Below are 14,713 nucleotides of genomic sequence, written 5' to 3' on the forward strand. Positions count from 1 at the left end.
TGCCCGGCTCGATCCTCCGTGAAGGGCGCGGCACCCTACTGGACGTCGGAGGCCGCGCTGAAGGCCGTGAACACCCCCCGCCACGCTCCTCCAGCGTGCCGCCGTCGCGGCCTGCCCGACTTGGTCGCCGCCCAGCTGCTGTTCGGGATCTACCAGCGCAGCATGAAGCAGGCGAAGACCGAGGCGGGCGCGGCGCGCGTTGATCGACCTGACCGTCCGCCCGAGCAGCTTCGGCCGCCGCGGCTGGCACGTCCTCACCGACGCGCTCGACAACCCGGATGGCGACGAGCTGCTGGCCGTCGAGCGGGCGGAGGCGGATCGGGCCCGCCGGGCGCGGGAGGCGGCGGAGCGGGAGCGGCTCCGTCCGGCCTGCCGCCGCAGCTCGGCGCCGTTCTCCAACGAGCGGTGGGAGGAGAAGGAACAGGGCTGGAACGACGACGGGCTGTACGCCGGCTGCCGCCAGGCCGACGCCGACCGGAAGGCGCGGGAGGCCGCCCGGCCACGTCCACCGTGTCCGCGCCCGCCTTCCCGGTCCGCGCCGGGTGGCCGCCGGCCCCGTCCCGGCCGGGCGGCGGCGCGTGCTGCCGGATCTGGTCAAGCGAGCACCTGACCCCGGGCGGGGTGGTCGTCCGCACCACCTGGCACGAGCCCGCTTGCCCGGCCTGGGCCCAGCGGTGACCGCCGGCACGGTGGCCAGGCCGGTCCGGGTGCGGGTGTGCGCGGTGCTGGTCCACGACGGCCGCGTCTGCCTGATCCACCGCCAGCGGGCTGCCGGCCTCCAGCACTCGCTGCCCGGCGGCGTGGTCGAGAACGAGGACGGCGAGGAACCGGCCGAGGCGCTGCGCCGGGAGCTGCTCGAGGAGCTCGGCCTCGACCTGGCGGTGCTGCCGGCGCCGCCGGTGCTGCGCTTCGTCCAGGACCAGGAGACCGAGCGGCCGGGTGAGGTGGAGCCGTTCCGGCGTCGGCACCTGGTCCTGCCCGCCCACCTGCCCGCCCACCTGGTGCAGGCCGTCGCGGCGGTCGAGCAGGACGACCCCGGCCAGGCCCCGGTGGTGTGGCTGCCGGTGGCCGACGCGGCCGCCCTCGACCTGTACCCGGACGTCGGCGCCGTCCTCGGCCAGGCCGTCCGGCCCGACCCCACTGCGACCGGCGGGCCGTTGCTGCTCCCGGCGATGACCGGCGCGTCCTACCAGTGGCGCTGACCTCCCGAACGAGGGCCGCGGTCGGTTCGTTGGCCGCGGATCCACCGCCGGCCCGGCGAACCGCACCGGCCTCGGCGACGACCCGGCGTTCCGCCCCGGTGCGTGGCTGCGCAAGCAGGACAAGGCCCGCACCGACGGCAAGCTGACCGACCACCAGAGCGCCCTGTTGGACGCGCCCACCGGCCACGCTGAGACGTCACCGGCTGACCCACTTCCTCGACCGTAGGGGCTCCACCGTGAACGAATGGCGGTGCGAAGGAAGCTTCTGTGCGAATCCTCGTGTGCGGCGACCTCCCGCATCTCATGCGAGGTGGGACTTGGTTCCGGGAAAGCCTCCTTCGGATGTGTACTTGGCGGGCGGGTGGTCGATGATGTTGTCGGGGGAAGCCCTGCCGGGTCCGGCGGGGGTGGTTTCCGGGGAGAGTGGAGTTGTCGGTGGGGGGCCGGGGAGAACCGTGGGACAAGGGTTTGTCTGCGAAGGACCGTTTTGAGCGCTGGCGGGACATGCTGGCGAAGTCGCAGGAGTGTGAGACGACCACTGCTCACGCGGACAGCTTCGAGGCGGATTTGCGGTGTGCGGAGCTGGGGCCCGTTGTGCTGATGGGGTCGTCGTTCCCGTCGGCGCGGTTCCGGCGTACCGAGCAGATGATCCGGTGTTCGGATCAGGAGCTGTACTACCTGACCCTGCTTACCTCCGGGAGCCAAGGGCTCAGGCGCGGACGGGACCAGGCGGAGACGTTCGGTGTCGGCGACCTCGCCCTCATCGACAGCTCCACCCCGCACGACGTGCGGATGCTCGGGGACCGAACCCCTGACGGGGCAGGCTCGGAAGTCACCGCCATCGGTATCGACATTCCTCAGTCGGGTCGTGTCCCGCTTGGTGGTGTAGGCGATCAGTCGGTGGGCGTCTTGGGTAGGGCGGGGGCGCGTTGGGGGAGCTTGGCCGGGTAGAGCTGGTCCATGCTGCCTTCGGGCAGGTAGCGGCGGGGGAAGGCGATCCACTCGTCGTGGAGCTCGAAGAGCACGGCGGTGACCAGCCTCAGGAGCGCGTCGTCGTTCGGGAAGACCTGGACGACGTCGGTCCGCCGCTTGATCTCGCGGTTGATCCGTTCCAGCGGGTTGGTGGACTGGATCTTCTTCCAATGTCGTTCCGGGAAGGCAGCGAAGGCGGTCAGGTCGCCCTTCGCTTCCAGCAGCATCGCCTTGACCTTCGGGAACTGGGTGCCGAGCATGTCCGCGACGGTGTCGAGCTGGGTGCGGACCGCGTCGGCGGTGGGCTGGGCGAAGATGGTGCGGATCGTCGCGGCGACCATCCCGCCGGCTTCCTTGTTGATCACGCTGAACACATTGCGCAGGAAGTGGACCCTGCAGCGCTGGTAGGCGGACCCGAGCATGACCTTGCGGATGGCCTTGACTAGGCCGAGGTGGTGGTCACCGATCACGAGCCGGACCCCCGCGAGTCCGCGTTCGCGTAGGGAGCGCAGGAACTCGGTCCAGAAAAGCTCGGTCTCGCTGTCGCCGACCATGACCCCGAGCACCTCGCGGCCGCCGTCCTTGGTGATACCGGTGGCCACGACCACGGCGCGGGAGACGATCTGGTGCTCGACCCTCGCCTTGCAGTAGGTCGCGTCCAGGTAGACGTAGGGGAAGCGGACGTGATCCAGGGGCCGGCCGCGGAAGGCGGTCAGCTGGCCGTCGAGGTCCTGGCAGATCCTGGAGACCTCGCTTTTGGAGATGCCGGTGTCCGCGCCGAGGGCCTTGACCAGGTCGTCGACGGAGCGGGTGGAGACGCCGTGGACGTAGGCCTCCATAATGACCGCTGGTGGGTCAGTGGTTCGCTGGTTGGCCTTGTCGGTGGCTTGTGGGTTTGGTGGTTGGTTGAGAACTCTGGGGCGGGAGTTGGTCTGGTGGGGGCGGGAGCCGGTTTCGTCGGCGCTGGCACGGCTGGGTGTCGGGGGCGTTGGCCTGCGTGGTTGAGTGTTTGATTGAGAAGTTATGGATGGCCTGAGAAGCGTTGGGGTTTCTTGCAGTTGTGATGAGAGCTCTGTTTGTCTTCTTGAGGTCAGGGCTTGTCAGAGGCCGGCGCGCTGTTTCAAGTCGTTGATCGTTGCTTGCCAGTTCTGCTGTGCGGTCGCGGGGATTTGGGGTGTGGTGGCTTCCATGGAGGTGATCGTTGCTTGGGGGCGGTACTGGAACTCCACTGACCAGGAGGAGTCCGCGAGGAGTGTGCGGAGTTCGTTGACCGCGAGGTCCGGCGCGGTGTGATCTTTAAGGAGGACGGCTGCGCCGGTTGCGCTGTGATCCGGGTCGGTGAATACCTGGCCGTCGGGGTTGATGAAGAGTCCTTGGAGGGCGGCTTCGCGGTAGGGGTCCGGCCATAGGTTGGGGTTCTTGGAGACTGCTTCGATTCCCTCGATACGGACGTTGAAGGTTGCTCTGGCTGCTCGCTGTCCGACCGCGAGCCCGAGTGCGCGTTGCTCCGGTTCGTCGAGTTTGGTGATGTTTGCGGCGGTCAGCCGCTGTGTGAGGTCGCCGCTGTAGAAGCTCTCGCCCTCGAGGAGGCCGGAGATGAGGGGCTGTACTGCCCCCAAGAGCACGATATGCAGCCTGGCCAGTGCCCATCGCGTCCAGATCAGTGCCCCGTGGACGGATGCCTCGGCCACTTCATCGGTGACGGTGTGGACGACCGCGCGTCCGTGTCCTGTGCCGAAGCGGTTGCGTAGTTCGCGCAGCTGGCCCGCCATCCGCTTTGCAGCCTCGGGGATCTGCCGTAGCGGGTCGTTGGCGGCGAGCTCCGGGCCGATGGCATGCTCGACTGTCTTGTGTGCGGAGGCCAGGACCTGGAGGTAGTCCGCGTTGTCTCCGCTGGGCTTTCCCGCTGCGGCGAGCGTTACCCGGGCAACGGACTCGACCAGTTCCTTGGCGGAGCCGACGAGCAGTGGGCGGTCATTGCCGTCGGCTGCCCGCCTGAGCCGGTCGTAGGCGTCGGCGATGGCGCTCCAGCTTTCCTCTCGAAGCCACTGCGCACGGGGGAGGGGTTCCTCAGTCAGTCTGTGAATCACGGGGCGATCATCTGCCTGTCAGTTGTGGTTGAGGGTCGGCCCCCGGGCGCGGCGGACCTGTTCGGCGATGCCGGCGGTGGTTTGGTCAGTCGCCCTCCAGTCAAGAGGTGGGGCTGGCGGTGCGGCGTCGGCGTCGGAGGTCGCGTTGGGCTTGGGCGCGGGCGCATTCGCGGGAGCAGTATTTGACGCCGGTGGTGCGGTGTTGGCCGTATTCGGCGCGGCCGCGTTGGCGGACGAAGTCTCGGCCGCAGTTGTCGTTGGCGCAGGTGCGTACTGTGGCGCCTTCGGCGAGGTGGTTGTACAGCTGGAGGAACGCGACGGAGTGGACGGTGGGGTAACGGTCGGCCAGGCCTCCGATGCCAATGCTGAAGCGGCCCAGGGCTGCGCCCAGGACGGTCTTCAGCTCCTTCACGCGTAGTTCGATGAGCAGGTGGCGCAGGTAGTCGAGAGACGGCGGCCACACCTCGTCCTTGTGTGTGTTCTGGGCCCGGATGCTGGCCAAGGTCTCGTCGGTGACTTCTGGTTCAACGAGTTCCTCGAGGCCTCCCTCGTACTGGCAGGCCAGCCAGGTTGTGATGGCGGCCTGGGCGGTTTCCAAGTGCAGTCGGACCTGTTCGCGGTGGACGCCGAAGGGGTAGGGCTGGTCGTCGAAGCCGGCCTCGGGGATGGCTCGGATCTTCTCGAGCTCTTCTTCTGAGTGGCTGCGCAGGTCGAGGTCGTCATTGGCTAGGTGGAACAGTGCCCCGTAGGTGCTGAAGACCTCGGCGATCCCTTCGAGGTTGTCGGCCGAGAGGTCCATGAGTTCGCGCAGGTAGAAGTCCTCGGGAAGCTCGACCGGCTGCTGACCTCGCCTGGGCCCGGGCTTCCACAGGATCCAGTCTTCTTCGACCCATACTCCGGTGAACGGTTCCAGAGGTGGCGCGGGGATGACGGTTCCGGGCCAGAGCGTGGGACGAAAACGTGGGTCAACGTATGCCGACATGGCGTCAGCTTAGCGGGTAGCCTCGTAGTACGGAAGCACTGGTTTTGGTGCTACGGGCGCGTGTTGAAGGGGAGGGCCGCGTGGCCGACTGGACCCACCGCAAGGCGATCGGTGACCAGCACGAACAGCACGTCATGCACGAACTCGAGCGCCGTGGCTGGACGGTCCATCCGTTCGGCCAGGGCACCTATCCGCCGGCGGTCCAGGCCGCGCTGCGCCTGACGGACTCGCCGCTGCGGCAGCTGCCCGACATGATCGCCGCGCGTGGCGCACAGGTGGTGTGCCTCGACGCCAAGACCTCGCTGGGCAGTTCGGACTCCCACCGTTTCTCCATCTCCCGCAAGAGCTTGTTGGCGGGCCTGCAGTTCACGGCCATCGCCGTTTCCGTCCCGCTGTACTACGTCTTCGGTGACCTCAGGGTCCTGACACCGGCGGAGGTCGCGTCCTACAGCGGCTACGGGCATCAGCACCCCGGCGGCTCCTACTGCCTGGTGAGCACCCGCCAAGCGCATTACTTCGATGACGTCTTCGGCGCCGACGGCGGTCTGCGGCGCGTGGGCTGATGGCACATTCAGCGTGCTGGTGGTGGAGCAGCTGATCTGGCGATTTGGTGAAGCCAGACGCGCGCAGCGTCAACTGCGCGATATAGCACCTGGTCGTCTGCCCCTGACCGCGTGGTCACGCCCGCTGCCCGGTTGATCCGCCCGTTGACTTCGCGATGCGTCCTCCCGGTCATGGCGACGAGTTTGTTGACCAGGTGGGACAGCTCATCTCTTGGTGGAATCCAGTCCTCCGGGGGGTTATCCCACCGGTGGCTGTCCAAGTACTCATTGTAGCAGAGCTCCTCTCGGGCAGAGCAGGGGGCGCAGAACTCGAGGAGGCCGTGGACTTCAGTGGTGCCACATGACAGGCAGACGTAGCCATCGCAGTGGGCGCACAGGCACGACGCGCTGTCTGAGTCGCGACCCCACGCTTGTTCCTGCGAGACGCATTGGTTTATGCAGGGCTGCCGTACTGGTTGGAACGGTCGAGGAGCGGATGCTTCGTCCGAAGCCTCGCGTTCAGTTCTCTGCGCTGCCCAGCGTGCCTGCCGCTCCGCGGCTTGGCGTTTGCGAGCCTCTAGGCAGGCTGTCCATTCTCTCTGGGTCATGTGGGCATGGCAGGCCACGACTGCGGGAGGGAGGCCGTCGTAGGGTCCGGGCCATTCCGCTGCGTCTCTGCGGCAAGGCAGCCCCGTTGATTTCGCGAAGCGCGAGCATGTTGGCATGGTCAGCCACGTTAGCGAGTGGCTGGACGCCACTCGCAGCGACGGTACGAGGTGCCCTCGGCATCGCCCTGGCGTCAGGGGTCGTATGGCGGTGCACCGCCGGATAGACGGAGAGGGACCGATCGTTGATCGGCCCCTCGTGGTTCAGCCTGCGCCAACAGGTGTTCCCGTGCTTGTGCGAGGCAACGGTCCGGATCAGAGACTGAGGTGCCAAACGATCAAGCTGCCACTCGCAAGAAAGCGGCTTCCTCATCATTGCAGAGATGGTGCCCGCCCTGGCAGCGGAGCTGCCTGTCATGTGTACAGCAGGAGACAAGGACTGAAAAACGATGCGTTGACCTGCGCCTTTTCTTGAGATCAGGATTTTTCAGCTCGGACCTCCGGGTGCTGTGTCCAGATTGTGAATAACCGCCTTCTGGTTTTTCACCTTCTGTACAGTGCGAATGGACAGGCTGTCGGCGAGTCGGGGACGATGATGCTGCCGCTGGATGGCGCCAACCGCCCAGCTGCTTAGGCACGGTCCGGATCAACCTGCAGCACAGTGCTGCTCCAAAGATTCAAGAGGTGCATATGTCTCGCAAGAGGCGAACTGTTCCTCGGCGCGAAGCCGCGCCGATCTCTGCTCTCCTGCTGATCGTCTTCATCCTGGCGCTCCTACTCAAGGGCTGGACGATCGCTGCGGCCATTCAGGCGGCTGCAGCAGCCGGCCTCCTTGCGGCCGACTTGCGCCGCCGCTTGGCCTAGCCGTCGGATGACGCGGGGCTCCATTCATGAGGAGCCCCGCAGTCTTTGCTTCCCTGGGGAGAGAAGTGGGTAGGCCGACAGTTCCTTTGCCGTCTGACGGGGCGGATCCAAAAGTTGTTGAGTTTGCCGCGGCCCTGCGCGCCCTGCGTCAGAATGCGGGGAATTTCACGCTGTCTGAGATGTCGCAGATGTGTGATGCATCGGTCGCGTCGCTATCTGGAGCAGCTGGGGGAATTAGATTTCCGACATGGCGCACGACTAAGGCCTATGTCGAGGCATGTGGCGGCGAAATTGAGGAGTGGCGTCGGCGATGGGAGGAGGCGAGCAGGGATGTCAGGTATAAGAACAATCATGCTGCTATTCCGTCGGACGATCTCACTGCGGAGACCAGGCGCAGAGCCTCGTGGGGCAAGACCTGGAAGCGCTGGCAGCGAACCGGGAGTGTGACGCCGCCACACCGGGCCGCTTCGTCTCTTGACCTTCGACTCTCCATGGAATCGCTCCGGCAGTACAGGTCCCTCTCTCTTCGTGAGGTCGCTCAGGGCTCCAGGTATTCGCACTCGGCGATTGCTGCGGCCATATCCGGAGTGAGGCCGGTCAATGTTCTGCTGCTGGTTTCCTATCTCCAGGCATGCGGTGTGGATAATTTTGCCGACGTGACTAAATGGCTTCAGCTATTGGCCATGGCCCATCCAGGTGAGGCGCCCAAGGTGGAGCGCGAAATTGGAAGGCTTGAGATCCTTTCGCTAGGGCATTCGGGGTGGGATCGAGAAGGATTGAAGAACGGGGCAAATCGTCGAATTCGAGAAGCTCAAACACTGAAGAAATCGGATGCCCTGCGGGCCTGGATTCTACGGAAGCCTCCAAAGGAAAAGAATAATATAATTCTTGCCATTGTGAGGGAGACTCAGGTTTCTCTGCATCAGATCAACGGGTTGCTATATGATGAGCGCCCGCTTCCCGATCGCTTGGCAGTGCAGATTATGAAAGCCTTCAAGTTGAACGAGTTTTAGAAGAACAGAGTTTCTCGTTCCGTGATCCGTCAACCTGTGACTGGGGCAGACTGTGCTGGTTCGGGCCATCCTTGCGTACGCTCGGTGGCCTGAGCACATGACTGGTCGGTCGGGTTCACCGGATGCGAGCGCGGGTTCGGTGGGTGGGGCGGTGGTGTTCTTCGGCGAGGTGGTCGAGGGTGATCGCATCGAGGGAGGTCTTGGTGATCTTCTCGGTGCCGTCGACGATGGCGGTGATCGCGGCCTGGCGGATGAGACGGGAAAGGCTGCCGATCCGGCCCGCGGTCCGTTCGTGGAGGTAGGGGGCGAGCCGGCGCAGGGAGCCGGGGCGGTGGTGTGTGAGGTCGAGGGCGTTCTCGAACGCGGCGACGGTGGACCGGAACGGTGTCTGGTGGCCGTGGCGGGCGGGCAGGGGATCGCAGTCGATCAGCGAGGCGCGGCCGGCGAGCTGGGCGCCGCGCACGCCACTGAACAGGGGCGTGGCGGTGACGTCGACACCGGCGTACACGAAGGTGGCGGGCAGCCGTTCGGAGAGGTCTTTGAGGAAGTCCGCGGCCTCGGCGCCGCCTGTGGTGCGGGGGTTGAGGCGGTGGATCTCGTCCACGAGAACCAGGCTCACCCCCAGGCTGGTGTACATGCTGCACACAGTCGCGGTGAGCAGGGCCTGGGTCATGCGCGGGCCGACCGGCAGGCCGACGAAGCGGGCGAACTCGGCGGCCAGGCTCTTGGCGCTCGCGCCGGGCGGTACCAGGATGTACGCGACCGGCGCCCGCCCGGGGACGGGACTGTGGGACAGGGACCGCACGTGCAACTCGTAGGTGCGCCCGACTTCCTGCAGGGCGGTGCTCTTGCCGGTGGTGGGCGGTCCGGTGACGATCAGCCCGGGCCGGGCGGTGCCGTCCTGGTGGCGCCCGAGCAGGGTGAGGGTTCGCACGCTGGTAGTGATCTGGTCCAGGGCCGGGGTGCGTACGACGACGAACCGGGAGTGGTAGGCCAGTCGCTGGGTGGCGCTGCGCCTGGGCGCGCCGGGTGTGGGAGGTGTGGGGCGCCGGCGGTCGACGAAGCGCCGCCATTCCTCCCAGGTGGTAGGCGTTGCGCTCCCGGTCTGGATCGCGGACTGGCCGGTGGTCGCAGTCACCACTGCTGCGCCTCCTCGGCTGCGTCGTACAGTCCGAAGCCGGTATCCCCCGTATCCGCGTCGTCCAGGTCGTCCTCGTCGTCCCAGGCGTGGTCGGCGTTGAGGCCGTCCTCGCCGCCCGGGGCCGGACTTCCCGAGGGTGGCACCGGCGTGGGCCACGGCTCAGCTGCGCCGAACAGAGCCGCGGGCATCTCGTTCCCCCCGGCCGCCGTCCCGGCCCGTGCGGCGCCGGCCCGCCGCGGCCTCGGAACAGCCTGCCCATGACTGTCTGGCTGCTGCCCGGGGCTGGAGCTCTCTGGGGCGGCGGCCTGCTTGTGCTGCCTGGTCTTTCCGCGTCCTCGGGCCTGTCCGCCAGGATCCTCCACGGCACCGACGGGCCCATCGGGGCCCGCTGGTGTCGTCGTGGGGGAGGGCGGCGGGTGCGTGGCGGGTGATCAGGGCGTGTTCGCGGGGGTGGGCGGTGCCGGTTCGCGCGCGGCGCAGGAGGTCGTCGAGGGCCTGGGCGAGGTCGGCTTCGTGCCGGTCGCGGTCGCCGCGGCGGGTGACGGTGTCCTTGAGGTGCTGCCACAGCTGGTCGCCGAAGGGCTGGTGGACGTGGTCGGCGTGGATCCATGGGATGGGCGTGAAGGCGCCGTCACCGAGGCGGACCCAGATCCAGCGGGCGTCGTGGGGGTTGTGGTGGACCTCCCACCGGCCCTGCTGCGCTGTGATGCCGGAGGGCTGGCCGCGGTAGTCGCCGAGTGCGGGGTGGTCGTAGGTGCGGTGATTCAGGCGGATGCCGCGCTCGGTGATGGGCTTCCAGACCACGGGCAGCAGTTCGATGTAGTCGTCGCCGCTCAGGGGGAGTGGTACGTGCCCGCTGGCGCCGAGCACGGCGCCCCACATCTCGTTCGGGGTCAGGGCGGTGGCGGGCATCGAGGGGTGGCGCAGTCCCTCGGTGGGGCGGTTCTGCCACTCGACGGTGATCCACTGGTCGAGGAGGTCTTGCAGCTGGGCGACGCTCCACACGGCCTCGCGCTGGCTGTCGGAGCCGCGGCGCAGGACGTTGGAGCCGGTGTGGCCGGCGACGTGCTGGCAGAACAGGGTGTTGATGGACCCGAAGGCGCGCTCGACGTGACCCTTGGCGGTAGGGCGCCGGGGCGGGGTGGGCTGCACGCTGATGCCCAGGCTCTCGCAGGCGGCCAGGAACGCCGCGGAGAGGAAGATCCGGCCGCGGTCGACGACCACGGTCTCCGGCACCACGACCGGCCGGCCCGCAGCATGCTCCAGGCGGGGGTCCGCGTCCAGGAGGTCCTCGTACGGCGCGGGCGCGCGGGACATCGCCAGGGCGCCGGGCCAGCCCGAGCGCAGCGGGTGCGGGACGGCCATCTCGGCGAGCAGCAGCGCCGCGTCGACGGCCTTGGTGCTCGCTGGGCGCAGGACGGCGGCCAGGATGGAGCGGGTGGCGACGTCCAGCGCGATGGTCAGCTCCGGGCGGCCGGTGGTGCCGTCGGCGAAGACGGCCATGACGTCCAGGCGGGTGGAGTCGAGCATGACCTGCTCGCCCGGCCGCAGCGCCATCGCCGGCGTGAACGGCCGCCCCGCTGAGGCGGTGGCGGTGCGCGCCGGCCGGCCGGGCAGTGCGGCGGGGTCGGCCAGCGCCTTCACCAACCGGTAGAACGTCGCCTGCGCCGGCAGCTTCACCACCCCGGGCCCGTACCGCTCGTCCAGCACCTGCCTCGTCAGCTGCATCAGCCCCTTCACGGTGCCTGTGGAGCGGCCGCGCTGGCGCCGCAGCGCCTCCAGCACCGCGGCGACGACCTTCTCGTCGGCGCGCCCGGTGCGGCTAGCGGGCTTGGTGGTGCGGTGGTCGACCAGCCCCCACAGGCCCTGGCGCCGGTAGTTCAACCGCATCCGCTGCACGGTGCTGACAGCGACGTGTTCCCACCCCAGGGCGGTGAGCTCTGTGGCCTTGGCCTGCTCCCGCTCGGCCAGCGTGCGCGAGAGCGGGTCGTACTGTGGCCGCGGCACCCCCGCTGCGCCCTCCCCGCCGGCGAGCCCGTACTCCACTTCCTGGATGTGCCGCTGCCAGGCCAGTGCCTTCTCCTGCTCGCGCACCGGCACCGTCTGGAACAGCCCCCACTGCGGCACCCCCACCTGCGGCCGCGCGCCGGTCACCGCGAAGTCCGGTGCCGCCACCAGATGCCCGGCCAGCACGGTCGCGACCTCTCCGCGCTCGCCGGCCAGCCGCACCAGCTGCCCCTCCACCCCGACCACCTGCCAGGAACGCCCGTCGAAGACGATGTGCGCGCCCACCGCCAGCACCCGCCGACCCGACCCGCCGCTCACGCCGCCACCCCCCGTCCCACCACGGTCCCGGCGTCCAGCGGCCGCCTCTCCAACCCCGCGGTCAGAGCACCGGACCACAGCAGATGGAAGACCATCGGTCCCGCCCGCAACGGCACCCCCACCGCCGCGACCCCCTCCGCCAGCGGCCGCGGACACGCGAACGCCGCCAGCACCGCCTCACGCAGCACCCCGTCAGCACCGAACCGCGGATGCCGGTACCCGGCCAGCCACCGCACATTCGCCGCCACCACCGGCGACGGAGGCTCCAACCGCCGATACACCCACCCCACCCCCTCACACACCTGCGCCAGCACCCGCGCCGCCCGCTGCGCCGCCGGCCCGCCCCCGCCCGCAACGGCAGGACAGTCGGCCAGCAGCGCCCCGCCGTCCGCGTAGCGGGCGAACAACTGCGGCACCCAGGAACGCACCACTCCGTCCTCCTCGCGCCACAGCAGCCGCACCGGCCGCCCCGCCAGGCCGGTCACCGAACGCTCGCGGTCCAACAGCATCAACTGCATCCGCATCGCCATCGACCCGTGCGCCACCAGCCGCCCCGTCGTCGAGGACCACCACCACCCCGGACCCCAGCTGCGCCCCGGCACCACCGGGAACGCCGCAACCGGCCCCAACTCCTCGAAGCGCACCTGCCCGGCCGCCCGCCCCAAGCGCTGCTGGACCACCTCGCCGGCCACCGTGACGAAGCACGCCTCCACCCTCGCCGCATCCATCAAACCCACCCCTCACCGCAGAGACCCGCCGTCAGGCAGTCAAGTCTGTTGAGAATCCGGCAGATAGAAGAACGGACATCGTTCACTCCAACGAGTGCTACACCTCTCGCTTGCCGTGCCTGTGCTGGACGCGCCGGCGCTCGATCGGGGGGTAGGAGGGCTCGAAGGGAGAAGGCCCGGCCGGACCGGCTGGAGTGCCCCGAGTGCGTACAGGTCCGCGCCGCAAAGGACTTGGGCCCGCCGGTGCTGCCGGTCCCGACCAAGCGCGAGCATATGGCCGCGCTGGTCTCCGCCCCGGATGACCCGTGGTGGGAGGACCGCGTGCTGCACGCGAAGCTCTACCCGGTGAGGGGTCGGGTGTGACCTGTTGGTTGTGGTGGGCGTATTTTGGCTTCAGATGGCATATTGTCTGGACCTTTGGTTGTGCCTGTCGGGGGATGTGGCGGGGTGGGTGTTGTCCGGGGTTTGGTGACTGTGTGTCGTGGCGGGGTGGGGTCGGGGATGGGATGGGGGACCTCGGGGGCCTCGGGGGTGTTGTGGGCCTGTATTTGGGGGGTGAATTCCGCTGGTGATTCCGCCTGATTGTTTTGGTGGATTGGCTGTCGGGTGGTGGTGTGAATTCGGGTTGGATTTGTGGGGTGGGGGTGGTGGCGGGGATTGGTGTTCGGTTTTGTCGGGGCCGGGTCCGCCGTCTCCGCCGTTGGCCGTGCCCGCCTGCTGCGCTGTCGTCCCGGGTCCGCTGTCCGGGCCGGCCCCGCCTTGTCCGGGGTGGCCGTCTGGCCGCGCTGCGCCGCCGTCCGGGCGGTGCCCGCCGCTGTGCCCTTCGCTGGACGGGTGGGTGGCCGTCAGGCCGCCTCGGAGGCCTTCCCGGTGCTGTGTGGGGGCTGTCGCGCGTGCTGTCGCGTTGGGGTGCTGTCGTGTGGTGTGACGTGGGCGGATACTCCTGTTCCCCTGTGTGTGGTCTGGGCGCGACAGGTGGGTGCGACAGGGTGCTGGGGCGGGGCCGCGGCTGGTGCTCGGTGGTGGCGGCCGGGAAGGCCGGCTTTCTCGGCGGCTTGGTCCTGGTGGTGGTGCTCGGCGGCCGGTGGCGGGTGGCCGGGGTGGCCTGGTGGGGGGGTGCGGGGTGCAACACCGTGCCGTGTTGCGGGTCTGACCAGGCGTTATGTGGCCGGGAGCGGGGGCGGCCGGGCGTGTTGCAGTGTCGTGTTGCACCGGGCTGTCCGCTCCGCCGGTCTCGGCGGTTCCCGCCGCCCGCCCGCGTCGCCCGGCGCCACGCCCGCCCTGGCCGCCGTCCAGCCCCGCTGTCCTGGTCCCGGTGTTCGGTTCGGTAGTGCTGCTTCGGGAATTGTCTTGGTTGACGTTGGGCGGGATTTTCTGGGCGGTCTGGAATGGCGGTCGCTGTGTCGGCATGGAGGGCCGTAGTCCCCTTTTTGGCGTGCCTGAATTCGATTCCTTGTCGCTACGCCTCGAAATTGTATCGGATTGCCACCCGAAAAGGAGCGTGAGGGAATTCGTATTCCGGTCTGGAGCGCGGTCTGATGAGCCGGGATGGACGGTTGCCGCGAGGTTGCGTGTTCGCGTCCGCGCGTGTTCGCGGACCGGTAGGATAGAGCTGTACGACGTTCCGGGAAGCACCGCCGGATACGCTTCGGATGCCCGGCTGGGATTCTCGCTTGAGGGCCCGTCAGGGCCCGCAGTCCGGGCCGCTCGTGAGGGCCCGCCACAGGGGCCGGGGAGGCCCGGCCGAACCGGAGGCCCACCGGCGTCTCCCGAGGGCCGCAGGCCCCGCTCCGGGGGCGGCGGATGGGCCGACAGCCCAGCAACCGCAAGGCGGGACCCCGGCCACCGGCCGGGACCGGGGGAGGGGGGCCGCTACCCGAATTCCGCGTCACATTGTCAACGCTCACCCCCGGGCGCACCCCGGGAAACCCCGCCAGCCAACCGGCCCGTAGGGCCGTGAAAAACACCGGCCAATTGACCGGGAAAGCTGACCGATTGACGGGCCGTAGGCCCGGGAAAATTCCCCGGATTGGCGGAGCGCAGCGACGCCCGACGCCCGCCACGATGGCGCGTGCCGCGCCCACGAATTCGCCATCGGCGAATTCCCCCAGCCACCCACCGCCCGCCGAGGCGCAGCCGAGGCCACACCACGCACGGTGACGCCGTAGGCGGCACCCCCCGCTGACGCCGCGTCAGCGGCGCCCCGGCCGCCAGGCCGGGGGTAAGGCCCTTTAGGGCCTTCCGCCCCC

General features: G+C 68.7%; 12 protein-coding genes. 5 read left to right on the forward strand and 7 right to left on the reverse strand.

Annotated features, from left to right (window positions below):
- The first annotated feature begins 199 nt into the window (after nucleotides 1-199).
- The 3 genes from ACIRS1_RS37530 to ACIRS1_RS37540 all read left to right on the forward strand — a co-directional run bounded on the left by ACIRS1_RS37530 (nucleotide 200) and on the right by ACIRS1_RS37540 (nucleotide 2,153).
- Nucleotides 200-610: a hypothetical protein gene (locus ACIRS1_RS37530; protein ID WP_402847086.1), complete on the forward strand. Its 411-nt coding sequence runs from the start codon at nucleotides 200-202 to the stop codon at nucleotides 608-610.
- A gap of 64 nt (nucleotides 611-674) precedes the next feature.
- A complete protein-coding gene (locus ACIRS1_RS37535) occupies nucleotides 675-1,202 on the forward strand; it encodes an NUDIX domain-containing protein (protein WP_402847088.1) in 528 nt (175 codons plus the stop codon).
- A 504-nt stretch (nucleotides 1,203-1,706) separates the two neighbouring features.
- Complete coding sequence (locus ACIRS1_RS37540; RefSeq protein ID WP_402847107.1) at nucleotides 1,707-2,153, forward strand: hypothetical protein; 447 nt, start codon at nucleotides 1,707-1,709, stop codon at nucleotides 2,151-2,153.
- On the opposite strand, the gene ACIRS1_RS37545 is transcribed toward ACIRS1_RS37540, so the two are convergent.
- From ACIRS1_RS37545 to ACIRS1_RS37555, 3 genes are all read right to left on the reverse strand, one after another.
- Nucleotides 2,096-3,268: an IS256 family transposase gene (locus ACIRS1_RS37545; protein WP_402847110.1), complete on the reverse strand. Its 1,173-nt coding sequence runs from the start codon at nucleotides 3,266-3,268 to the stop codon at nucleotides 2,096-2,098. The genes ACIRS1_RS37540 and ACIRS1_RS37545 overlap by 58 nt on opposite strands.
- Before the next feature lie 6 nt (nucleotides 3,269-3,274).
- A complete protein-coding gene (locus tag ACIRS1_RS37550; RefSeq protein WP_402847090.1) occupies nucleotides 3,275-4,264 on the reverse strand; it encodes a hypothetical protein in 990 nt (329 codons plus the stop codon).
- 100 nt (nucleotides 4,265-4,364) lie between these two features.
- Entirely contained in the window at nucleotides 4,365-5,246 is an 882-nt protein-coding gene (locus ACIRS1_RS37555) for a hypothetical protein (protein WP_402847093.1), read from the reverse strand.
- Nucleotides 5,247-5,326: 80 nt separating this feature from the next.
- On the opposite strand from ACIRS1_RS37555, the gene ACIRS1_RS37560 reads away from it, so the two are divergent.
- Nucleotides 5,327-5,809 carry a hypothetical protein gene (locus ACIRS1_RS37560; RefSeq protein WP_402847095.1) on the forward strand — a complete coding sequence of 161 codons (483 nt, stop codon included), beginning with the start codon at nucleotides 5,327-5,329 and terminating at the stop codon, nucleotides 5,807-5,809.
- A gap of 1,474 nt (nucleotides 5,810-7,283) precedes the next feature.
- Nucleotides 7,284-8,270 carry a hypothetical protein gene (locus ACIRS1_RS37565; protein WP_402847097.1) on the forward strand — a complete coding sequence of 329 codons (987 nt, stop codon included), beginning with the start codon at nucleotides 7,284-7,286 and terminating at the stop codon, nucleotides 8,268-8,270.
- Nucleotides 8,271-8,385: 115 nt separating this feature from the next.
- On the opposite strand, the gene ACIRS1_RS37570 is transcribed toward ACIRS1_RS37565, so the two are convergent.
- The 4 genes from ACIRS1_RS37570 to ACIRS1_RS37585 are packed head-to-tail and all read right to left on the reverse strand — an operon-like array spanning nucleotide 8,386 to nucleotide 12,464.
- The gene (locus ACIRS1_RS37570) at nucleotides 8,386-9,411 is read right to left on the reverse strand and encodes an AAA family ATPase (RefSeq protein WP_402847100.1); all 1,026 of its coding nucleotides are present in this window, start codon (nucleotides 9,409-9,411) and stop codon (nucleotides 8,386-8,388) included.
- Nucleotides 9,405-9,554: a hypothetical protein gene (locus ACIRS1_RS37575; RefSeq protein WP_402847102.1), complete on the reverse strand. Its 150-nt coding sequence runs from the start codon at nucleotides 9,552-9,554 to the stop codon at nucleotides 9,405-9,407. The genes ACIRS1_RS37570 and ACIRS1_RS37575 overlap by 7 nt, the downstream gene beginning before the upstream one ends.
- A gap of 16 nt (nucleotides 9,555-9,570) precedes the next feature.
- The gene (locus ACIRS1_RS37580; protein WP_402847103.1) at nucleotides 9,571-11,736 is read right to left on the reverse strand and encodes a Mu transposase C-terminal domain-containing protein; all 2,166 of its coding nucleotides are present in this window, start codon (nucleotides 11,734-11,736) and stop codon (nucleotides 9,571-9,573) included.
- Nucleotides 11,733-12,464, reverse strand: coding sequence for a TnsA-like heteromeric transposase endonuclease subunit (locus tag ACIRS1_RS37585; RefSeq protein WP_402847105.1), 732 nt, complete (start codon nucleotides 12,462-12,464; stop codon nucleotides 11,733-11,735). The genes ACIRS1_RS37580 and ACIRS1_RS37585 overlap by 4 nt, the downstream gene beginning before the upstream one ends.
- Between the last annotated feature and the right edge of the window lie 2,249 nt (nucleotides 12,465-14,713).

Source organism: Kitasatospora sp. NPDC101176 (assembly GCF_044768035.1).
Taxonomy (GTDB): Bacteria; Actinomycetota; Actinomycetes; order Streptomycetales; family Streptomycetaceae; genus Kitasatospora.